15 protein-coding genes and 3 pseudogenes are annotated in these 22,436 nt (G+C 68.2%); 9 read left to right on the forward strand and 9 right to left on the reverse strand.

The features are described from left to right. Nucleotides 1-494, forward strand: a pseudogene (locus AOK08_RS08625) (hypothetical protein); the annotation flags it as partial. Between the two features lie 218 nt (nt 495-712). Here AOK08_RS08625 and AOK08_RS08630 read toward each other — a convergent pair. Then, nucleotides 713-1,117 (reverse strand): hypothetical protein, encoded by a 405-nt coding sequence (locus AOK08_RS08630; protein WP_055524871.1) that lies wholly within the window; start codon nt 1,115-1,117, stop codon nt 713-715. 481 nt (nt 1,118-1,598) lie between these two features. On the opposite strand from AOK08_RS08630, the gene AOK08_RS42305 reads away from it, so the two are divergent. The 5 genes from AOK08_RS42305 to AOK08_RS08655 all read left to right on the forward strand — a co-directional run bounded on the left by AOK08_RS42305 (nt 1,599) and on the right by AOK08_RS08655 (nt 9,373). Then, nucleotides 1,599-2,093, forward strand: a complete 495-nt coding sequence (locus AOK08_RS42305) for a PDDEXK family nuclease (RefSeq protein WP_063794034.1) — start codon at nt 1,599-1,601, stop codon at nt 2,091-2,093. A 573-nt stretch (nt 2,094-2,666) separates the two neighbouring features. Continuing rightward, complete coding sequence (locus tag AOK08_RS08640; RefSeq protein WP_198539189.1) at nt 2,667-4,151, forward strand: DUF3375 domain-containing protein; 1,485 nt, start codon at nt 2,667-2,669, stop codon at nt 4,149-4,151. After that, entirely contained in the window at nt 4,148-4,774 is a 627-nt protein-coding gene (locus AOK08_RS08645) for a DUF4194 domain-containing protein (protein WP_055524872.1), read from the forward strand. Before AOK08_RS08640 ends, AOK08_RS08645 begins: the two co-directional genes overlap by 4 nt. Further along, on the forward strand, nt 4,771-8,187 hold the full coding sequence (locus AOK08_RS08650) for an ATP-binding protein (RefSeq protein ID WP_198539191.1): 3,417 nt from the start codon (nt 4,771-4,773) through the stop codon (nt 8,185-8,187). The genes AOK08_RS08645 and AOK08_RS08650 overlap by 4 nt, the downstream gene beginning before the upstream one ends. 1 nt (nt 8,188) lies before the next feature. Then, nucleotides 8,189-9,373: a Wadjet anti-phage system protein JetD domain-containing protein gene (locus AOK08_RS08655; RefSeq protein ID WP_055524873.1), complete on the forward strand. Its 1,185-nt coding sequence runs from the start codon at nt 8,189-8,191 to the stop codon at nt 9,371-9,373. 66 nt (nt 9,374-9,439) lie between these two features. Here AOK08_RS08655 and AOK08_RS08660 read toward each other — a convergent pair. The 4 genes and pseudogenes from AOK08_RS08660 to AOK08_RS08675 all read right to left on the reverse strand — a co-directional run. Continuing rightward, nucleotides 9,440-10,134 (reverse strand): annotated as a pseudogene (locus AOK08_RS08660) (transposase); the annotation flags it as partial. A gap of 146 nt (nt 10,135-10,280) precedes the next feature. Next, nucleotides 10,281-10,643: pseudogene (locus AOK08_RS08665) on the reverse strand (MerR family transcriptional regulator); the annotation flags it as partial. 21 nt (nt 10,644-10,664) lie between these two features. Continuing rightward, a complete protein-coding gene (locus AOK08_RS08670; RefSeq protein ID WP_055524874.1) occupies nt 10,665-11,102 on the reverse strand; it encodes a hypothetical protein in 438 nt (145 codons plus the stop codon). Nucleotides 11,103-11,600: 498 nt separating this feature from the next. Then, nucleotides 11,601-12,641, reverse strand: a complete 1,041-nt coding sequence (locus tag AOK08_RS08675) for a GntR family transcriptional regulator (RefSeq protein ID WP_055524875.1) — start codon at nt 12,639-12,641, stop codon at nt 11,601-11,603. A 2,129-nt stretch (nt 12,642-14,770) separates the two neighbouring features. On the opposite strand from AOK08_RS08675, the gene AOK08_RS08685 reads away from it, so the two are divergent. Then, nucleotides 14,771-15,727: an IS5 family transposase gene (locus tag AOK08_RS08685; RefSeq protein WP_055524877.1), complete on the forward strand. Its 957-nt coding sequence runs from the start codon at nt 14,771-14,773 to the stop codon at nt 15,725-15,727. On the opposite strand, the gene AOK08_RS08690 is transcribed toward AOK08_RS08685, so the two are convergent. The 3 genes from AOK08_RS08690 to AOK08_RS08700 form a co-directional block, all read right to left on the reverse strand. Further along, nucleotides 15,648-16,220: a hypothetical protein gene (locus AOK08_RS08690; protein WP_055524878.1), complete on the reverse strand. Its 573-nt coding sequence runs from the start codon at nt 16,218-16,220 to the stop codon at nt 15,648-15,650. The two genes, AOK08_RS08685 and AOK08_RS08690, sit on opposite strands and share 80 nt — an antisense overlap. Before the next feature lie 140 nt (nt 16,221-16,360). Further along, nucleotides 16,361-16,906 (reverse strand): hypothetical protein, encoded by a 546-nt coding sequence (locus AOK08_RS08695; protein WP_055524879.1) that lies wholly within the window; start codon nt 16,904-16,906, stop codon nt 16,361-16,363. Between the two features lie 445 nt (nt 16,907-17,351). Continuing rightward, complete coding sequence (locus tag AOK08_RS08700; protein WP_055524880.1) at nt 17,352-17,927, reverse strand: peptidase inhibitor family I36 protein; 576 nt, start codon at nt 17,925-17,927, stop codon at nt 17,352-17,354. 208 nt (nt 17,928-18,135) lie between these two features. On the opposite strand from AOK08_RS08700, the gene AOK08_RS08705 reads away from it, so the two are divergent. After that, nucleotides 18,136-18,981, forward strand: coding sequence for a helix-turn-helix domain-containing protein (locus AOK08_RS08705; protein ID WP_055524881.1), 846 nt, complete (start codon nt 18,136-18,138; stop codon nt 18,979-18,981). A gap of 155 nt (nt 18,982-19,136) precedes the next feature. Beyond that, nucleotides 19,137-21,881: a LuxR C-terminal-related transcriptional regulator gene (locus tag AOK08_RS48375; protein ID WP_055524908.1), complete on the forward strand. Its 2,745-nt coding sequence runs from the start codon at nt 19,137-19,139 to the stop codon at nt 21,879-21,881. On the opposite strand, the gene AOK08_RS45605 is transcribed toward AOK08_RS48375, so the two are convergent. Then, on the reverse strand, nt 21,841-22,392 hold the full coding sequence (locus AOK08_RS45605; protein WP_157876612.1) for a hypothetical protein: 552 nt from the start codon (nt 22,390-22,392) through the stop codon (nt 21,841-21,843). The two genes, AOK08_RS48375 and AOK08_RS45605, sit on opposite strands and share 41 nt — an antisense overlap. Nucleotides 22,393-22,436: the final 44 nt, after the last annotated feature.

A 22,436-nucleotide genomic window follows, 5' to 3' on the forward strand; every position in this document is an offset into this window, starting at 1 on the left:
GGGCCGCGGCCCGCACCCACTACGAGGACGCTGCCCAAATCCTGCACGCCGTCGGGGACCACCGCGGGCACACCTGGGTCACTTTGGGGCTGGCAGACATGGCCCTCTATGAAGGCGACCACACCGCCGCAGAACTGATCAGGCGTGCGCTCCAGGAGACCGACGCCTGCGGCGACCATCGAGGCCACAGCAGGGCATTGACCCTCCAGGCTCTGCTGCTCGCCGAGGCAAACCGCCTCAGCGACGCCATCACGCTGGCAGAACAGGCCCTCGCCACTTTCCGCGACCACGCCGGCGCCGCTCAGGCCGGCTTCCGCCTGGCCCGCCTCTACGGCGCCGCCGGCCGGCACCAAGACGTCCTCCGCACACTGCAGCAGTCCCGCACCCATCACCACGCCGCCGGCATACCTTTTCCCGCCCTTGCCGACCCCGAACTCGCCAAGAGCCTCACCCACCCCGTGCCCCGTGCCCGGCGCTTCCGCCGGCCTCAGTGAGTTGGATACACAGATCCGCGAGGCCATCAGGAAACCAGCTCACACGTAGCCGGCAAGACCGCTCCCGTATCCGGAGACCCGTCCGGGGCACCTTGGCGCGGTCCCGACCTGAGATGCATCCGCTTTTCGATAACAGGGCTGGCCTGGGGAAACTCGTCCCGGACGCTCGGCGACGGTGAGGGGCGGCTCGCGTCGGTGAAGCTCTCTGCGGTGGCCGGTCAGTGTCTGCGTAGGTCGGCGCCTCGGTGTCGCCGGGCCGCGTAACCAGCTGCCGCAGCGAGGGAGGTGCAGGCCAGGGCCGTTCCCAGGGTCCGCTCGAAGTCGGCGGGGCCGGTGCTGCCGCCGATGCCGCCCTGGACGCCGCGGGTGGGCAAAGGCGTGGGCGTCGTCGTGCTGGTGGTGCTTCTGTGGGGCAGGGTCTCGCAGGCGATGCCGTCGTCCGGCCCTTGGTCCTCGTCCAGCCGGTGGGGGTCGCTGGGGTCTCGGTTCAGCTCTGCCTGTGCGTCTTCCTGGAAGGCGAAGTCTCGGCAGTCCAGATCGGGTTGGGCATGGGCCAGGCCTGCCGAGGGGCCGGCGGCGAGGGCAACCGTCACTGCGGCGACGAACGCGGTGCGTATCCGCATGGGTCATTCCTTTCGGTTCGGTGGCCTGCACGACCGTCACAGCGACCTTATGGAGAGGACGCCGGCCCGGCGCGTGGTGCTGGGCCGAACGGACACGGATCGGCGTTCGCCCAGGACGGAGCCCGGGGCGGCTGCCGGCCGGTGGCCGATCGGGGACGATGCCGTACTGACTGAGAAGACGACGATCCGCTTGGAAGCAGTTACTGCTCCTGACTCCTGGTGCGGGCCCTGTTTCAGAGGCCGGCGAGCTGGCGGTCCTGGTGTCTGCGTGGGCTGACCACGGCCTCCAGTTGGAGTAGCTCCCCTGTCGCAGCGCAGTTGTGCTGTCGAATTTCGGCCAAGTTGCGGTGAACGTGTGCGGACGTAGGCGGACGTCCACGGACTGACGCGAACACAGTGAGAACTACTGAGACTGAATGGGACTGGCTAGGTTCAATCCACGATGGGTTACCTGCTTCGTTCCGCGGGCCACACTGCATCCATGACGAGCTTTCAGCAGCGGAAAGCAATAGGTGACGCGCATGAGCGGTACGTCGCCGAGCAGCTCACCGAGCGAGGGTGGGAAGTCGACTTCTGGGGCCAAAGGCAGCTGAGCCGGGCGCTTCAATGCGCGCTCCGGAAGAGCGACAGTTCCATTCGCTGGTTCCCGGATCTCATTGCGGCGAAGGCAAAAGACCTCGTACTGATCGACTGCAAGGGCGGCGTGACCAGCAGGCGAACGGGCCGGCATGCTGTCGAACGCGCGGCCGTGCTGGCGCATTTGCAGCTCGTTGCCTGGACGCAGTTGCCGGTCTACTACGTGTTCGATGGCCTCGATGCGTGGTCGCCGTACGACGTGCTCGTCGCGGGACAGAAAGGGCCGCACAGCATTGCGGGATCGGGCGCCCCGTACTTTCTGGTCTCTGCCCAGGGAGCCCGTCGCTTCGATGACCTGTTCGGCACGCCGGGCGTTGCCCAGGTGGGTATTGCTTCGTAGTCCTGGTCGTTACTCGCTCGGCCGCCTTCAAGTCGGCGATGCGGGACAGCAGCGTCACGCCAGCCGCACCCAACCGGCTCAGGGATCTTTCTGATCTTGCTGTGTCCTGCCGTGCATTCAGGTGTCTCGGCGTATGGATGGCACCCTCCGCCCAGCTCCGACCGGGCGCGATCGAGATTCGATGAGGTGGCCTTGCGTCCGGCAGATGGCATGTGCCCAAGACCCGATGACGCAGGACGCTGGCAGATCGGTCGACGGACCAGAGTCTTCGGGTTGGGATTCGAAATTTCGTTCGGAAGGGGCTGCGGGGATGAGGATCGGAAAGGTTCTGGAATCAGGTTAGGTAGGCCCTCCTGCCTGCTCTCTTCCTTCCCTGAGTCCGCGTGTGACCCATCCGGCCGCCTCTCCTGCGAAGCCCCGTTGTCAGTGGCGGCCTCTACGGTTCTTTTGTGGCCGCCACGGAATGTCCGTGCACGGCTTGTGCGGGCGTGGGCGTCGGCCGTGTGGGGCGTGCGTTTTCGCCGCTGGCGAGAAATACCGTCGTGCGCGGTGGGGTAGTGAGGGGCAGGATGCATGGAGTTGGACTACGACCGTCTGGTCGCGTTGCGGAAGCAGAGCTCCGCGTGGCGGCTGCTGACGGCCGGTAACGCGGCGCTGATGTTGAGCTTCTTCAACAAGGTGTTCGTCGAGCAGGGGGCGCGCTCGATTGCCGGTGCGGAGCTTGTTGAACGGCTGGACGACGAGTTGTTCGCGCTCAATGAGCGGCTGGGGCGGAGCACGTTTCCCCAGTCTGCGAAGGCGTATCTGGATGTCTGGTCGGCGCCGGAGAATGGCTGGCTGCGCAAGTATTACCCGCCGGATTCGGACGAGCCGCACTTTGACGCCACGGCTGCGGTGGAGAAGGCCATCTCGTGGATCCGGTCGCTGGAGGAGCGCTCGTTCGTCGGTACCGAGTCGCGCTTGAACACGATCTTCGATCTGCTGCGGCAGATGACGTTCGGGGCCGAGACCGACCCCGATGCGCGACTGGCCGAGCTCACCCGGCGTCGGCACGAGATCGACCAGGAGATCGAGCGGGTTGAGGCCGGCGAGGTAGATGTGTTGGACAGCGCGGGGCTGCGGGACCGATATCAGCAGATGACTGCGACCGCGTACGGGCTGCTGGCCGACTTCCGCGAGGTCGAGGCGAACTTCCGGGACTTGGACCGCGACCTGCGGAGCAAGATCGCCGCGTGGGACGGGGCCAAGGCCGGACTCCTCGATGAGGTGCTGGGCAGTCGCGAGAGCATCGCGGAGTCGGACCAGGGCCGGACCTTCCAGGCGTTCTACGACTTCCTGCTCGCCCCGAGTCGACAGGACGAACTCAAGACGCTGCTGGCCGAGGTCGAGACCATGGAGGCCATCGGCGAGCCCGACCCGAGGATGCGGCGCATGCCCCGGGATTGGCTGGAGGCCGCCGAACGCACCCAGGGCACGGTGCGGCAGCTCTCGGACCAGCTGCGCCGCTTCCTGGATGACCAGGTGCGCTCGGAGGACCGCCGCGTCCTGCAGTTGGTGCACGGGATCGAGTCCCGGGCCCTGGACCTGCGCGACGTTCCCGGTGTGGATCTGATAGCTGAGCTCGACGCCACGGCACCGGCCATCGTGCTGCCGATGGAACGGCCCCTGTACACGCCGGTGGTCAAGGCGCTGATCGACAGTACCGGTATCCAGGCGGGCGACGAGCAGTTCGCCGCTGACGTCCTGTTCGAGGCGGCGTACGTGGATCCCGCCCGGCTCACGGCCGCGGTCCACCGCGCTCTTGGCACCCGCACCCAGGTCTCCCTTGCCGAGACGCTGCGCGAGCACCCGCTCGAGCAGGGGCTGGCCGAACTCGTCGCCTACTTCGCCCTTCCGGACGACGGGTTCACCACGGTCTTCGACGACCACCGTCAAGAAGAGATCACCTGGATCGGCGGGGACGACGTCCGGCAGGTCGCCACCGTGCCCGTGGTCACCTTTGCCCGCACCAGCCCCGGTGTTGCCTGGGCCACGAGCCAGAAGAAGGAGGGGCGATGACCACGCCTTCCACCCCCACCGCGCAGCCATCCCACACTCTGTCCTTGCCGGTCAACCAGTTGCTCAAGGGGCCGATCTTCCGCGACCAGCACGAGCGGGCCTGGGACGCGCTGCTGTACATGAGTGCCCGCGTCAAGGACTACGTCGAGGTCATGGGTCTGCGCGTGGTGATCGACGAGGTGGAGGGCTATGCCTTCCTCCAGTCGAAGCCCGACGCCGAAGACGAAGTTCACGATCCGCGTACGAGGCCGCCGCGGCTGATGCCCCGCCGGTCGCTGTCCTACCCGGTCAGCCTGTTGGTCGTGCTGCTGCGCAAGCGGCTCGCCGAGTTCGACGCGGGCGCCGACGGCACCCGGCTCATGATCACCAGGGACGAAATTGTCGAGATGATCCGCACGTTCCTCCCGGCCGGCACCAACGAGGCGCGCCTGGTCGACCAGATCGACGGCCACATCAACAAGGTGGTCGACCTGCAGTTCCTGCGGCGTGCCCGCGGCCAGGAGCAGCTGTTCGAGGTGCAGCGGATCATCAAAGCCTTCGTCGACGGGCAGTGGCTCGCCGACTTCGAAACGAACCTGGCCCAGTACGCGGCCTCCCACACCCCGCAGGAGAAGCAGCAGTGATTCCCGCTCAGTCCGGCCCCGTCGGCACGGCCACCTCCACCGACCCTGCCGCGGCCGGGTTCCGGCTGGAGCGCCTGGAGGTCTACAACTGGGGCACGTTCGACAAACACGTGTGGTCGTTCGGCCTCGGCGGCGCCAACGCACTGCTGACCGGAGACATCGGCTCCGGCAAGTCCACCCTGGTGGATGCGATCACCACCCTGTTCATGCCCGCTCACAAGATCGCCTACAACCGGGCGGCCGGCGCGGAGAGCCGCGAGCGCAGCCTGCGCTCCTATGTCCTGGGCCACTACAAGTCCGAACGCAACGAAGAGACCGGTTTCACCAAGCCGGTGGCCTTGCGCAAGCCCGGGAACTACACGGTCATCCTGGGGGTGTTCCGCAACCCGGCGCTGGAGTCGACCGTCACGCTGGGACAGGTGTTCTGGCTGGCCGACGCCAACGCCACCAGTCCGGAGCGGCTGCTCCTCGTCGCAGACCGGGCTCTGTCCGTCGCCGGCGACTTCGCCGACTTCGGCACCGAAGTGCGGACCTTGAAGAAGCGCCTCGACGCCGACGATGTCCGCGTGCACAAGACGTTCCCGCCCTACAGCAAGGACTTCCGGCGCCGCATGGGCATCGAGTCCGAGCAGGCCCTGGATCTCTTCCACCAGACGGTGTCGATGAAGTCGGTGGGCAGCCTGGACGACTTCGTGCGCAGCCACATGCTCGAACCATTCGACGCGGCCGCCATGACCGACAACATCGTCAGCCACTTCGACGCCCTGACCACCACTTACAAATCCGTTCAGCGGGCCCGCGCCCAGATCGAGGCCCTCACCCCGCTGCTCAAGGACTGCCGCACCTACGAGGGCCTGGCCGCGCGGATCGAGGAGGCCGAGGCCCAGCAGGCCGCCCTGCGGTACTTCATCGCCGAGCGCACCTCGGTCCTGCACGAGGCCGAGCGCACCGACCTGGAACGGTCGCTGGCCCGCCTGGACAGTCAGATGAAGGCAGCGAAGGACGAGCTGGAGCGGCTGCGGGGCCAGGAGCGCCGGTGGGAACTGGAGCGTGAGGGCCTGGGCGGCGGGCGCCTGGGCGAACTGGAGCGCCAGATCGAGGAGATGGAGCGACTGCGCACGACACGGGACAGGCGCGCCCGCGAGCACGCCCGCCTGCTGGAACAGGCCGAGTTGGCCCCGGTCACTGATCAGGCCCAGTTCACCGACCGCCTGGAGGAGATCTCCCGGGCCCAGCACGACGTCGCCGCGGGCAAGCAGGAGTCGCTCACGGCCCTGGAGACGCTCGCGGTCGACGCCGATCGCCTGCACCAGCAGGCAGAGGACCTCAACAAGGATCTGGTCAGCCTGCGCTCGCGCCGCAGCAACGTCCCTCGCCGGCAGCTGGAGGTACGCACCCGCCTGTGCCGCGAACTCGGCATCGAGGAGAGCGCCTTGCCGTTTTCCGGCGAACTCATCCAGGTGCGCGACGGGGAACAGGCCTGGGCCGGCGCCGCCGAGCGGCTGCTGCGCGGCTTCGCCCTGTCCCTCCTCGTCCCTGGCGATCAGTACGCCCGCGTCTCCGAGTGGATCAACAACCACCACCTGGGGACGAAGCTGGTCTACTTCCGCGTCCCCGACAAGCTCCTGCCCCGGCGCCCCCAGACAGCCCCTTCGGCCGCGCTGTTCGCCAAACTCGAAGTACGCGACGACTCATCCTTCGCCCCGTGGGTGGCCGGTGAGCTCGAACGCCGTGCGTCGCACACCTGCGTGCCCACCATGGAGGACTTCCGGCATGCCGAACTGGCCGTCACCGCACAGGGACTGATCAAGGGAGCGCGGGGCCGCCACGAGAAGAACGACAGCACCCGCATCGACGACCGCAGCACCTACGTGCTGGGCTGGACGAACCAGGCGAAGATCGATGCCCTCCTGGACCAAGCGGGCCGGGTCCACGCCGCCCAGCGCGAGCTGGCCGGCAAGAAGCGCGGCCTGGAAGCCGCCCACGAGGACTCCATCAGCCGCGACAAGGTCCTCGACCGGCTGGCGGCGATGCGCGACTACAGCGAGATCGACTGGACCTCCGCTGTGCGGCACATCACCGAGCTGGCCAAGGAGAAGCAGCGCCTTCAGGCCGACTCCAAGGACCTGGACGAACTCACCCGCCACCTGGAGGAGATCGCCGTCGAGATCGGCGAGCATGAAGCCGCCTACGAGAAGGCGAACCAGAACTGGGGGAAGGTGTCGGGCGAGCGGGACACGGCCATCCACGCCCGTGATGCGGCCCGCGCCGTACTCGATGAAGCGGCCGCCGCCGATGCACAGGCCCACTTTCCGGCCCTCGAACAGCGCCTGACCACCACCCGGTTGACCTGCCGTACCGCGCAGGAGTGCGGCCAGACCGAGACCCGGCTGCGCGAGGAGCTGACAGCTCAGAAGAACCGCTGGGGCAAAGAGCAGACCCGCCTCGCCCAGACGATCGCCTCCCAGATGGGCACCTTCCGCACCAACTACCCGGCCGAGACCAACGAGCTCGACGACTCCGTCGCCTCCGCCGGTGGCTACCGCGCCCTGCACCAACGGCTCGTCGCCGACGACCTGCCGCGCTTTGAGGATCAGTTCCGCACGTATCTGAAGACCAACGTGATCCGCGAAGTCGCAGGATTCCATGCACAGTTGAACATCTGGGCCGATGAGATCGGCGAGCGCATCGCCACCATCAACGAGTCGCTGGCCGGCATCGACTACAACCCGGGCCGCTACATCATGCTCAAGCCCGAGCAGACCCCGAACACCGAGATCCGCGAGTTCACCGCGGAACTGCGAGCCTGCACCGACGACGTCCTGTCCGGCGACGATTCCGACCTGTACTCCGAAGAGAAGTTCCACCAGGTCCAGCGCCTGATCGAACGGTTCAAGGGCCGCGAGGGGCACACGGATGCGGACCGTGCCTGGACCAAGCGCGTCACCGACGTGCGCTACTGGTTCGTCTTCAGCGCCAGCGAACGACGCCGCGAGGACAACTCCGAATACGAGGTGTACTCCGACTCCGGCGGCAAGTCCGGCGGGCAGAAGGAGAAGCTCGCCTACACCATCCTGGCCGCCTCCCTCGCCTACCAGTTCAAGCTCGACACCACCAGCAACAGGAGCCGCACGTTCCGGTTCGTTGTCATCGACGAAGCCTTCGGCCGCGGCTCGGAGGAATCCGCCCGCTTCGCCCTGGACCTCTTCAAGCGCCTCGGCCTGCAACTCCTCATCGTCACGCCCCTGCAGAAGATTCACGTCATCGAGCCCTACGTATCCGCCGTGGGCTTCGTCGACAACCCCACCGGACACCACTCCCGCCTGCGCACCCTGACCATCGCCCAGTACCGCCAAGAACGCCTCGCCCACACCCTGGCCGCCCTGCAGCCCGTAGCCGGACAGGTGAGCTGACATGGCAACCACCAGCACCCCGAACTGGACCACGCCCCGCGACGTCGTCGCTCGCCTGCGCAAGCGCTGGGATCGCGGCGAGTTCCTCAGCCAGGTCGCCGACGGCAGCAACTGGGAACCCCTCGCCGTCCCCCTACGCGGTCCGAAGGCCGGCGACATCACCCGGCACTACGACGACGTCCTCGCCTGGGCAACGTCCTGGGCTCCCGCAGCACACCGACACCTGCGCATTGAATACCGGCGGCTCGGCGGACGCCTCGCCGGCGTGAACAACGCCCCCGCCCGGGTCTGGATCGAGCGCCGCGACGACCTGTTCAAACTCCTCGGCGTCACCAACACGGTCAACCGCTACGCGTCCCTCCTCGCCGCCGCAACCGAGACCCTGCCCCCACTGGCCACGTGGATGGCCGAGAACCCGATGAAAGTTGTCCAACGGGAAGCCGACTGGCCACGCCTCCAAGCCACCATCCGCTGGATCACCGACTACCGCGGTCCGGCCGTCTACCTGCGCCAGCTCGACGTACCCGGCGTGGACACCAAGTTCATCGAACAGCACAGAGCCATCCTGACCACCCTGCTCGAGCACTGCCTTCCCGAAGACCGCATCGAGGCCGAGGCCGCGCGCACCGACTTCGCCGCCCGCTTCCGCTTCCTGCGCAAACCCGCCTACCTGCGGTTCCGGCTGCTCGGCGGCGAGTCGCTGGCGGGCTTCAGTGAACTCACGTTGCGCGCGGACGAGTTCACCGCGCCACCGCCCGCCATCACGACTGTGTATGTTGTCGAGAACGAAACCACCTACCTCGCCTTTCCCGACCAGCCTCACAGCATCGTGATCCACGGCGGCGGCTACGCCGTCACCCAACTGTCCGCCCTGACCTGGCTGCACGACGTACGCCTGGTCTACTGGGGCGATGTGGACACCCACGGCTTCACCATCCTTGACCGGCTGCGCCGGACCTTCGCGCACACGCAGTCGATCCTGATGAACCGGCCCACCCTCCTGGAACACCGCGGGCAGTGGGTGAAGGAAGATGCGCCCACCCACCGGCCACTCGGCACGCTCACACCCGACGAAGCCGATGTCTACGACAGCCTCGTGGACGGCGAGTTCGGCCCGAACGTGCGGCTCGAACAAGAACGCGTGCGGTTCCACCTGCTTGAGGACGTCCTCAACGAGCTTCGCTAAAGGTTGTTCCGCAATGATCAATTGACTTGGCATGGTCAGCATCGAGGACGCCCATCTTGGGGCGGACTATCCGGTGAGCGCGAGGTTGTGCAGGCGGGCTATGCCAAGGATGGCGTGATGAACGCCGTGGCCCTTCAATCGGCAGTCGCGGAGGATCTTCCAGCTCTTCATGCGGGCGAAGGCGTGCTCGACGCGGGCACGAACCTTGCGGTGTGAGCGGTTGTGCTGCTCTTTCCAGGCTGAGAGTTCGGCCTGGCCTGGTTCACGGCGGTGCGGGATCACCAGGCCAGTGCCGCGGTAGCCGCCATCAGCGATCACCGTGGTGTTGCCGACAGCTGCTTCGCTCCGGACAACTCCCATGCCTTGCAGTCGTTGCGGTTGCCGGGCAGAGGTCGCCCAACCGCGACGACCATCCGGGTATCGGCGTCGATGACGACCTGGTGTTTCGTGGAGTACCGGTAGTTTTTCGACTGCTCTGCCACCGTGTGGTCACGTGTGGGGACCAGGTCGCCGTCCACGATGAGCACGGTGTCCCTGCGGAATCGTCGGCGTGACCGCAGTGCGAGCAGGGATGTGAGGCGGTTGATGATGCGGTCGGCCGCAGACTTCGAGATTCTGAAGAGCGGCGCGAGCTGGTGCAGCGTCAAGTTCGTGCGCCAGCACGCCGCGACCAGCAGGACGCGGTCCTCCAGGGGCAGGCTCCACGGCCGGCCTCGGCGGACCGTGTCCGCTCCCTCGCGGCGCAGGGCGGTCACCAGCTTGTGTCAGCGGCCAGTTCGGAACCCCCCCGTACGGCCAGTTGTGATGTCACTCTTGGTTACGGCCCGGGCTCGACGTCTGTCCCGATCGGTCACATGCGGATGAACGCGACCGGTTGTCGGGCCACGTCAGTGCCAGGCACAGGTGATCAGCTGTCCGCGGAGTGGGCGTCGGCAAGGGCCTCGCCGAAGAGCCGTCCGGCGAGTTCCATGCAGCGCATCCGGGCAGGAGAGAAGTCGTAAGGCATCTTGGTGATCGCTGTGGCGGCACTCATCTCTGTGCCCTCCTCCCCTTTCAGGTCGGCGTCGTAGATCTCGAAGATCCTCTCCTCGGCCGCGTCGAGACCAGCTGCCTCGATGGCCTGATTCAGGGCCATTTGGTGAGCGCATCGCTGTACGGCGAGCTCTTCGACGCGCGGGTCGTCGGGTTCGACGCCGTCGTCGAGGGCGGCCTCGGCCGCCTCAAGACGGTCCTCCTCGGCCCGCAGGTCGGGGTGGGTGGCCAGCACGATCGGGACGGTTGACGGGAAGACTCACCGGCCGGCCCGGGCGTCGGCCACGTGGACCAATTGGCCGAGGGCGGTGGTGGTGTACCAGCGACAGTCGATGAGAGCTTCGTGTCCGGCGTGCTTCGGCAGGAGGTGCTCCTCCATGGCGCGCAGGTAGATCAGACAGTCCGGGCAGCTGCGCGAGAGGTGCACGAGATAGCGGGGGTGGGCCGTGACGAAACTCTGGGCGCCGCCGGTGGCGTCGCGAAGCCGCCACCCGTCCTCGTCGGTCGGGGTGTGCCATGAGGGAGCGACGATCCGCATCGAATCCCCCCACAGTTCCCCGCCGGCCACGCCTCTGACGACGATGACCTGGTCACCGGCCTGGAAATGGGCGTGGGTGATGTCCCGGGCGGGGGTAAGCGGGTCGGGCGTCGGCGCGAAGTCCGGCGTCGGCGGAGGAGTTGAGGAAGACGGGAACATGCAGGACCTTCCACACGGTGCGGAGTGGCAGCGGGAAGATCAATGGTCCGCAGGATCGCCGGTTTGGCTAACCGGCGATCGTCGGCTATGTTCCCGGCCGCCGAGCGGAACAGAATCTGCGTACCGCGGTCTTGCTCGCTGGCAGCAGGGGGAATCGTGATCGGGCGAGACGGAGTGCTCTGGCCGAGGCGCGGCCGATCCAGGGCCGGACGGGCCTTCCGTCCCGGCAGTCCGCCTCGCTGCCGGCGTCTTCGGCGATGAGCGTCGTGCGGGAATGTCGCGCGGCGGTCATCAGCTGGTGGCGGGAGCGCTCGCCCCAGTCCAGGGCGTGTTTCGGCTCCTGCAACGGCTGAGCAGGAATAGTGCCCTGGGTGGTTCCCTCACCGACGGGATTTCGGGCAGTAGGTTCCTTGGGTGCTTTTCATGGTCCTGTGGACACGCAAGGGCCCCGCTCCGTGATGGGAATGAGGCCCAGAGCGAGAGCGGGTCGTCCTGGCGTTACTCCTCCAGGCCGGCCAGCTCCTTCAAGAGGGCATCTGCACGGTCTCGGGCGTCCCTCACCTGGTCTCCGAAGGTCCGGCGCTGGGCCGGAGTCATCACCCGGAGGGACGCCGTGGAGAACACGGACAGGCCGTCGTCAATGCGCTTGGCGAGCGTCACCAGTTGGTGTCCGGTGGCCTTACCCTTCCGAGCCTCCCCGGCCGTGGCCTTGGCGGTCTCGTCCACGGTCGTCAGGGCCTTGGCTGCCTTCTTCTCCAGGCCCGCTCGCTCACCCCGAGTCAGGGCCTCCACGCCGAACCTGTCCCACTGGGCCGAAGGAATCACGGCCCGCTTGCGGTCCTCTACGTGGTGAAGGATGGCGCGCTGGGCGGTCCGGTCCGCCCCGATGTCCCGGTAGAGGAGGGCGGCCAGAGCTTGGTACTCCGGAGACTGGCCGTTCCAGTCGGGGTCACCCTTGAACTTGAACATCTGCCGGAGGTCCACCAGCTTGGCTGCCACGGCTTTCTTGGCATCCGTGGCACGGCCCTCCGCTTCCAGCCACGCCCGCCCCAGGACCTTGGCCGCCTGGTATGCCTCCGCCACGCCCTCCTGTTTCAGGGCGCGCTCCGCGTTGGGGTCCACGTGTTCCGTGACCACGCGGCCCTCCAGGACCTTTGGGGCATGGACGACCACTTCCGCGCCGCTTCCCGTATCCGCCCCCGTCTTGGCAGCCATGTCGGCCTCCAGTTCCTCCGCCGTGTCTGTGACGGCAGGGGCGGCCGCAGATTGAGACTCCTCAGCGTCACAGACAGCTGAACTGTCCGTGGCGGAATTCCCCGCTGGGAACAGGCTCTCCGTCACGGTCCAGCCGTCCCCGGTCGAGGTCACCAGGCCCTCATCTAGCAGGAGTGTCAAGGCGCGGGACACGGTCGCCTTGGTGGCGCCGTACTGCTCCGTTACCTCCCCCACGATCAGGCCATCGCCCCCGGCGTACGTCCCTGTCCGGATCTTCTGACGGATGCCCTCTGCCACAGTTTCGTACTTAGCCGCCTTGGCCATCGCGCTCTCCCCTTGGTCTCGATGGAGTAGGGCAACCGTATCGTCGGAGGTGCTGTCGGATACTGACTTCTCCGTTGGCTCTGCGTCGTACGCCGCGGACAATTCGGCCGACGACCGCGATGTGCGGGCAAGAGCTGGGTGCAGGACTGGGACTGGGGAAGGTTCCGGGATGTGGCCTCTGTCTCGTACATGGTGGTACGTCAATCCGAAGATTCGCAGAACGGGGCCTGGCTGGAGCTCTTCAGGGGGTGGTGCCAGCGCTTGGCAATGGGGTGCCCCGGCGCCGGACGTGCGGGGGATGGTTGGGACTGTACTCGCCCCTGTCTTAATCGCGGCCGGGCCGTCGGACCCGGTCCGCGTCCGGTGTTGATCGGACAGCTTGTGTGCGGAGCCGGGCGTGACTGGTCACCCCCTCGGCTCGGGTAGTTGGGAGGGGGTGCACCCCGAAGTGTCAGGCGGCGGTTCGGGCGTTGGCTCCGGCTCCCACCCCGAGTCCGGAACGGGAGCTGCAAGTCCATGGCGTCGGAATGCGCCAGCGTCTTGCTTCCGGCCACCGTGGACAGGTCCGGGTTCGCCTCCCTGGCGGACGTCACGGCAGCTACGGCGTTCCATTGCCTGGAGTGCATCTCTCAAGGGGTCGGAACATGTTCTGTCGATGTCTTCTTCATCCGGCGGTTGGCCACGCCGCTAGCTGTCGCGTGCCAGGGTGATGTTGACGGCTGGATGGAGCGGGCGGCAGGGGGATCTGTCGGCTGAGTCCCGGTGAATCCGCGCCGTTAAACTGTCGCATCAGTTCAGGTCGTGACTTCCGCGCAAAGTTACCGTTGCGTCATATCAACCGTGATGCAGGGGTCCACCCGAACGTCGAGGGTCGACTATTCGCCATGGTTCGCTAGGGTGCGGGCTCTGGCCTTCGAAACTCGGACTCTCGTGGGTCTGTGAGTCTTCGAGAGCTGCCGATAAACAACTGCGAAACAGTGAGTGGGTGTGATCGCAGGAGGGGTGACAACGGGTGCGTACGCAGCTGCGTACGCAACCTGACATGTCAGGCTGGGCCTGCCGAGAGGCGCACGACACTGGCGCAACTGGCCCAGGTCAGATAGGCCAGCGTGAGGCACTGGTGCAGCTGGCTCAATCGGACGGGCGGCGTGATCCGTGAGCGCGAGTCGACTCGTGGACCTCCCGCTCGCGTGCCGCGCCCCCGGGATTCAGTGACCCGTCGGTCTTCTGTGCCGACCTGATCGTGCTGGTTCGCTGAGCATCCCGGCGTAACGACCCGCGACCGCCGGCCGGACTGCTGCACGCCATGTGCGACTTCGTGAGCGCCGCTCAGATCGGGTGGCGCAGGTTGTGCACGGCATGGGCGGTGTCGGAAAGACTGAGATCGCCACGGAATACGTCTACCTCTATGTGATCAGGTCGAACGCCGTAACCGGCCGAGCGTGAGGTACTGAAGCAACTGCACTAAGTCAGTTGCTTCAGCCGTTTCAGGCCCTCCAGCGCTACATCCTCGGCTGGAACCATCGGCTCACTCTGTCTGCCGCCTTCAGCCTGCCTCTGTCATCCTCGGGGAATGTGGACGCTGAAAGGTCCGAACTGTGCCAGGTGACACATTCGCAAGAGAGAAAATGTCACCCGTAGACTCCCCGTATCGGTTGGCCCCTGGCCAACGATTGGGGGCTCAGGCTCCCCACCAGGCACATTCGCCAACTCCACGCCACTGTGCTGAAGTTATGCCACCGGAGCACGCTTGCGCGCACTCGGTTGTTTTGTCATGACCGTTGTAGAAAGGCACGCCCGTGGCAGAGTCAACCCCCGCCCCATCGGCTTACTTTGAGCTGCGAGTAGGCACCTTGCATGTCCAGGCAGGACGACCCCGGCGCAATGCGCGCGCGTTTGAGCGCTTCGTGACCAAGGTCGTCACGTCCGCGTTTGCGGCTGGCGTGGGAGCGGGCCTCACATGGTGGGCCACTCACAAGTAGAACTCAGAGCGTTGTGGCCAATCGGATTGTGTTCGAGCGGTAGCCGGGGGCGGTTCGGGCGCTCGTGCGGTGCGGGTGGCGGGCATGAAAGAACGGGCCCCTCGGTAGAGACACGGTTGAGTCGACCAAGCCCTCCGAGGAGACCCGTTGCCCGTCCAGTGGACCACTGCCGTGCCCGAGACGTCCAACCCCGTCACCCTGGAATGCGACTGCTACGTCCACCAGTTCGGGGCGATCGCTCCAAGGCGGCGGGAGTCGTACTACGAGACCGACATGAGCGACGCGGAATGGGCTTTGGTCCGGGCGTCGATGCCGATGCCGGCCTGGATGGAGTCCAGGGGCGGCCGGCCGGAGGCGCACTGCCACCGCGACATGGTCGACGCGGTGCGCCACGTGGTCGACAATGGCGCGAAGTGGTCTGCGGTGCCGCGGGATTTCCCCTGGTGGCGGGCGGTGTACGACTTCTTCCGCCGCTGGCGTGCGCACGGATACGTCCGGGAGTTGTACCAGCGGCTGCGCCGCGCCAACCGGGTGGTGAGGGGCCGCAGCGCGGAGCCGACCGCCGGGATCATCGATGCGCAGTCCGTCGACGGCGCGGACACCGTCGTGATGTCACGCGGCTTCGACGGGAACAAGAAGCGCGACGGCCGTAAGCGCTCGATCCTGACCGATACCTGCGGTGACCTGCTGGAAGTCATCGTGACCCCGGCCGATGTCCACGACTCCAAGCCCGCGCCCGCGCTCCTGGACCGCTACATGGACGAGCCCGGACGGCTGCTGAAACTCGTCTGGGCCGACAGCGCCTGCCAGGGGCAGCCCCTGGCCGATGCCTTCGCCCGGCACGGCGTGAGGGTCGAGGTCGTTCAACGCCCGGACGGGACACGTGGCTTCACCGTCCTGGCCCGCCGATGGGTCGTGGAACGCACCCTGGGTCAGCTCTCACGGGCCCGGCGTCTCAACCGTGACCACGAACGCCGCCCGGACCATCACGAGCAGATGGTCTGGTGGGCCGGCCTGATCACCCTCACCCGCCGGATCGCCGGCGAGCGCCGGCACTGGCCCGATCGCCGTCCGGGCCGCCGCCCGGGCCCGCAGCCGGCCTGAACAGGCCCCTCTCCCGCTGCAGCCAGCCCTTCGCATGCAGGGCATAGGTGCGATGACGCACCCGTTCCACCGCGAGTTTTTCCCGTCCCAGCCCCAGAGTGTCCGCGATCGTGGCCACGTCCACCAGGCCGTCGGCGGCCACGACCGTCTCGAAAATCTGCCGGTACATGCCGCACAACGACCGTCCTTCCAGGCCCACGTGCCACTGCGACGGCCGCTCGTCATAGCCCTCACGCCCCCTGCGCGAGGGCACCTTGGCCTCGCTGTCCGGCTCCTGCGGCACATCGGCAACCGCCCCGGCATCAGCGGCCGCCTGCGCACCCGTCGCGGCAAGCTCGTCCATCAGCTCCTCCCGCCCGATCCGGGCGAACTCCCACCGCTGACGAGCCTCGGCGGCCTGTTCCTCGGACTCGCGCAGCCGGGCCTCCGCCCCGTCCAGCACTTCACGAGCCCGCACTTCACGCCGTTCCATCAACGCGATCACCGACGGCACCGACCACCTCCAGAACGAGAAAACCACCCGCCCCGGTGCTGCCCGGGCCCACCGACGAGAACACGTCGATCATGGAAGAACCGCAGCTCTTCGAGCTGCGGTTCGGTTGGCCACAACGCTCTCAGACCATAAAGAACAAGCTAAGCAGCGCGGTCGGTGTGCCAGGCCGGGGTGATCCCGTTCTTGGCGGCCTTCGCGGCGCGGGCGCGGACGCCGCGCAGACCGCTCTGGTCGATGGTGGATAGTTGTACTTCCCAGCCGATGCGGCGGCCGTCGGCTCCTTCGACGAGGGTGTCGGTCTGAATCCAGCTGCGGCCCACTCGAGTGCGTACCTCGCTGTCGCCGCTGAAGCCTCCCTGCTGCGCCGCGCGCAGGATGCGTTCCTGATAGGCCTTGTGCTCGTCACTCATGGGAGCGGTGTGGCGGTCTTCGTCTTCCCGCCGTTCGTGAACGGCCTCACGTCGTCCGCCGCGCATCCGCAGGTGCATGGGGGCTTCGACGCCCATGTCGCGGCACACGCCTCCGCACTGCAGGTCCCGCTCGTTGACCGGCACTCCCAGCCGCCCGTAGAACCGGTCCGTCCGGTAGACCGTGTCCCACAGCCCGGGGAGCTCCGGGTGATCCAGGTCGTCCCGGGTCAGGTCGAGAAAAATCCGGAGCTTCTTGTGCCAGACCTCATTCGCCAACGCATACCGCCTTCACCGTCGGAGGTCATTGCTTCGACGGTAGAGCCAGGAACTGACATTCTTGCAGGAGTCGGATCAGCCAAGCCAAAACTTGACAATCCGACCATATTGGTGCACTGCAAGGCCTCCACGTGACGCCCCGACGACGTCTCCGTCACAGCCGGGGCCCGAGACCGGCCAGCTGTCCACCACGGCCGTCACCGACGCCTACGCTCACCCGGTTGACTCCACCCGCTGTCTGACCCAGGCCGGACACACCTTCGCTCGCCACGGTACGCGGACAGGGACCACCGACTCGCGCGGCTCGCCTCTTGGTATTCAGCACCCCGCTGCGGCACGGGTGTGGGCGTGCCGCAGCGGGACTTCGACATGACCGAGGACAGCCGCCGTGCTCACCGGTACGGCACAGGGGCCCGCATGGTCCCGGCGGGCGCGGACGGCACGGTCAGAGGTGACAGTTCAGACTGGACGCCTCGTCGTTGTCCGTCACGAACTGGGAGCTGGTGCCCGGCAGTTCGGTCCACAGCCTTGATCCGCCGGCGCCGATGTCGTGCCACACATCGACGGTGTAGTTCTGTGTTTTGTCCGCCCAGGAGGAGGCGACATCGTTGAACCCGAAGTCGGTCAGGTTGATGACGAAGCCCGAGCAGAGCCGGGCGCTCGGAGTCCAACTGAGCATCCGGCCGCTCCAGTTGTCTTGCCACAGGCAGAACTGCCCGCTCCCGCAGTCCGCCAGCGCCGCTGGCGACGCCAGCTTCAGTGTCACCCCCTCGCTCTTCCAGGTGATGGCGTCCTTGCCGGTCCGGGTGCCACCGGGGTGCCCGGCCATGATGCTGTCGAGCTGGTCCTGCACGGAGTGCGGCGTCGGCACGGTGCGGGCCGTGGCAGCGACGGCCGACGCCGGGGCCTCGGCCGCGTAGGCGGGAGCGGTGATCGCCGCCCCGCCGACCAGTAGACCGGCACAGGCCGCGACGGCACCGAGCAGACGTCCAATTTCTGTTCCTTTTCGCTGCGTTCTCATATGCGTGTACTACTCCTCGTCGATGACGTTGGTGCGTGACAGGCAGAGCATCGTCCGACCGGGCAGGAGCTGTCGCTCGCCGGACCGGTGAGCGGACCACGCTCCTCCCGCCCGGCAGATTCCGGGACCGGGTTGAGTAATGACTACCGATCCGCCGTCCGCTGCGCGTGGCCACAGTGCTCGTGTGGCCACAACGGAGGGACTACCGATGGATCGGGAATTCGGGCAGCCGTGCGAGACCGGTCAAGGCGCGGGGGACGCTGCGTCTTCCTGGCAGCACGGGCGTGGTGTCCTGGAGGGCGCCTTCCAGCTGATGGCGGCGTTGGACCGGGTGGGCCAGGCTCGGCCGACGAGGCTCACGGCACTGAGCGGACTGCCCAAGACGACGGCTCTCCGCCTCCTGCGGCAGCTGGCCGATCTGGGCGCCGTGGAACAGCTGGCCGGCACCTACCGGATGGGGCCGCGGGTGTTCCGGCTCGGGCAGGGGTGGGAGCCGTGCCCCGGGCTGCGGGCCGCGTCCCGCGAGCCGGTCCGGCGTCTGGTCGCGGCCACGGGGGCGACGGTGGGAATCAGCGTGCTGAGCGAGGGACGGACTCTCATACTGGAGTGGACGGCCGGTCAGGACGCCGTACTCGCCCCGCTGCTGGACGTGGTCTCGTGGCCGTGGTTCACGGCGGCGGGCAAAGCGCAGGCCGCAGCCGGCCGTCCGGGGCCGCCCGCCGATCCCGCCGACGTCGTGAGCCCCACGTCGTCCCTGAGATCCCTGGGACCGCTTCCCCCTTCCTGGCCGCACGAGGCGGCGGCCATCCGGGCGTACGGTGCCGCCCTCGACCGTGGGGAGGTGGTCGAAGGGGTCTGCTGGGCGGCCGTGCCCCTGCTGGGCAAGGGTGGCGGCGCGGTCGGCGCGCTGTGCGCCCTGACCAGGCGGCCCGAGCGCCTGGAGCCTCTCGCGAACATCGCCCAGCGGGCCGGTGAGGCTGTTACGGCCCGGCTCCGGCATCGGCGGACGAACCTTTCCCTACGTGCCGGTGCAGGCCCGTCGCGGACTGAGTAGCGAATACTCAGGTGCCGCGAACGCCCGCCGGGCGAAGATGTCCTCAGGGCAAACGGGCGGACTCCCGGACCGTCGGCGCAAGCCCAAAGGACCGTGGTCCGGGAGCCGGGGCCTCGGCAGGGGGCTCATCCGTCGAGACGGCTGTGGGGCTCAGCATGACGCGTGCGGGGACGGGGAGCGCGGACGAGGGGCCGTGGCCCCTCGCCGGGCGGCAGAATGAACTCGATTTCTTCACACGGCTGTTGGCAGGTGCAGGGCCTCGAGGTGTCGTGCTGTGCGGCCCGCAGGGCGTGGGCCGGACGCGGCTGGCCGAGGCCATGCTGGCGCAGGCCGTCGAGGCAGGGTTCCGGGCCGGCCGGGCCGTGGCGAGCACGGCGACCTCCCTTGTGACGCTCGGGGCCCTGGCACACCTGCTGCCGCCCGGGGTGGACCTGTCCGACCCGGTGGCCAGGTTCACCGCGGTGGCCGAGGCTCTCGTCGGCGGGCAGGGTGACCGCTGGGCGGTCCTCGTCGACGACGCCCACCTGCTCGATCCGGCCTCGGCGATGCTGCTGCGTCAGCTCATCGACGTCCGAGCGGTCCTGCTCATCGCCACCCGGACTGCGGGCGCGGCCGGGACGGGGACGTCGGCTACCGACGCGCTGCTGCACGGCGACTCCGTCGTCCGTCTCGACCTGGCACCGCTGTCCGCCGAAGCGGTCGAGGAACTGCTGACCCGTACACTGGAACGGCCGCCGGCCAAGCGTGCCTCCTACGCGCTGGCTGCGGCCAGCGGCGGCAACCCGCTGTATCTGCGCGAGCTGACCATCGGCGCGCTCAGGAGCGGTGCGCTGCGCTCCAACGGTGTGCTCATGGAGCTGATGGAGGACGGGCAGTACCTGGGCACACCCCGGCTGACCGAGCTGATCGAACGGCGGTTGGCGGCGGCCGGGCCCGCGTCCCGCGCCGCCCTGGAACTGCTGGCTCTGTGCGCGCCGGTGGCGCTGGCCGACCTCGACGACACAGCGCCCCTGGAGGTCCTGGCCGCGCTGGAGACGGCCGGGCTCATCACGGTCGTGCAGGACGGGCGGCGCACCCGGGTGTCGCTAGCGCATCCCTCGTACGCCCACGTACTGCGGGCCAACGTGCCCAGCCTGCGCGCCCGTTCGATCCTGCTGCGGCAGACCGAACGGGTTCTGGCCAGAGGCGGCCGACGCGCAGACGACGCGCTGCGCGTGGCCGGCTGGCAGCTCGCCGCCACCGGTCGCGCTGACACCCCGCTGCTGCACCAGGGGGCGGCGACTGCCCTTCGGGCCTACGACTACTGCCAGGCCCTGCCGCTACTGGAGGCTGTTCCGCCGGCCGGCCACTCGACACCGACGCGTCTACTACTGGCCCAGACATACTTCATGACCGGGTATCCGCGCCGTGCGGAAGATGTGCTGGCCGACACCGACCTGCACGCGACGACCGACGAGGAACGGGTCGCCGTCACCATGTTCCGTACGACAAACCTGCTCCACTACGGCGGCCAGCCAGAGCAAATCCTCGCGCACAACGCATCGGCGCTGTCCCGGATCACCAGCCCCGAGGGCCGCGCGGACCTCCGGATGAACGAAGGCTCGATCCTCATCGCTTCCGGCCGGCCCCGCGAGGGACTCGACCTGCTGTCCGGTCTCGAACCCGCCGCCGCGAGGCGGCGCGGCCTCGACGTCTGGCTGCACCATGCGTCGTTCCTCCCGTTCGGCCTGGCCATGGTGGGCCGGACCCTGGAGGCCGTCGGCTGGGCGCGGGACGCACACACGGTGCATCTCAAGGACCCCGCCGTGTCCGTGTCGCATCCCAGCGCCCGGCTGCGGGCCGTAGTCATGACGCTCACCGAGGCGGGCCTCCTGACCGAGGCGGCTCGCCTCGGTCAGGAGGGCTTCGCCGACCTCGTCGCCGCGGGCGTCCTGCACAGCCGGGTGTGGCTAGCCACCCTGCTGGGGCGGACACACTGGCTGGCCGGACGGCCGGGATCCGCCCGCCAGTGGTACGTGGAGGCGATCACCGCCGCCCGTCGGATGGACCACTTCGGTGCCCGGCGCGTCGCCCTCAGCGGCATGGCGGCGGCCTGCGCGGTCACCGGAGCCTTCTCCACCGCCGAGGCCGCGCTGGCCGAACTGGCCGCCGTGCGGACGGAACAGGGCACCGCGCCCGGAATGCTCTCTGCCGGGGAGGAGGAACTCGGCGCCGCCTGGCTGGCAGCCATGCGCGGGGACCTCGCCCGCGCCCGCGCCCGGCTGCGGGCCGCCGCCCGCACTGCGCAGGCCAGCGGCCACCTCAACAGCGAGGCCCTGCTGCTCACCGACATCGCCCGGCTGGGCGGCGCCAAGGATGTGGCGGCTCCGCTGGCCGCCCTTGCCGAGCGCTGCGACGGCGAACTCGGGCCCGCGCGTGCCAAGTTCGCTGCTGCTCTGGCCGCCGACGACCCCCAGAGGCTCCTGGGGGCCGCCGACCGGCTCGACGCCGTGGGCGCTCTTCTCCTCTCCGCGGAGGCAGTCACCGCCGCCTCCGCCGCGCTGCGCCAACGAGGCATGCACCGCCAGGCCGCGGCTGCCGCGGCCCGCGCCGAGACGACACGCGTCCACTGCCAGTCCGCCGCCACCCCCGTGCTCGCCACTGCCCTGGGCACCCGCTCCCTCACCGCACGCGAACGTGAGGTCGCTCTCCTGGCGGCGGCCGGCACGACCAGCAAGGGCATCGCCTCCTCCCTCACCCTGTCCGTCCGTACGGTCGACAACCATCTCCAGCGCGTCTACACCAAGCTGGGTGTGACCAACCGCCGCGGCCTCGCGGCCTTCCTCGACTCCCGGTCCGGGCCTCGTTCCGCGCCGAGCCTCACCGAGGAGCCCGTCCGCCATCCGGAAGGTGGCCTGTGAGTCTGTCCCCCAAGGCGGCTTCCGTTGTTGGTCTGTTGGTTCTTCGCTGTGTCCTCAGTGCCTTTGGGGGTCTCGTAGAGAAGTAGTCGGCGCGGCCGGTATCCCTTGACCGGGCCTGTGACGTGCTGCTTTCTCTATCTCGACCGTCGCGATGAGGCGACTCGTAGGGGGACTCGTCGGGCGACCTGGCCCGGAGTGGCGAGTGGGCGTCGCCTGCGCGGCCGGAGTCGTAGGAGAGCCATCCGGCGGCGATCGACAGGGCGCCGGTCGCTGAGCGCAGCTTCGACTCGGTGCGGCTGGTGTAGGTGCCGGACTGGAGCCACTGGTAGGCGGTGTGCAGCGCCTCGGACGCGGCATGGCGCAGCGGCGCGGAGCCGTGGTCGTGGTCCTTGACGTACAGCGTGGTCACGGCCGCTTTGACGGCTCGTACCTCGCTCGCGCCGATCTTTCCCGACGTCTGCCCGGCGGTGAGCGGGAGGGCCAGGAGCACGCCCGCTCGCGAAGAAGGCACCCTCTGCGAAGACTTCCTCGAGGAGCGCCGGGCGCGGGGCGGTC

The sequence above is a fragment of the Streptomyces graminilatus genome, assembly GCF_001418565.1.
Lineage (GTDB): Bacteria > Actinomycetota > Actinomycetes > Streptomycetales > Streptomycetaceae > Streptomyces > Streptomyces graminilatus.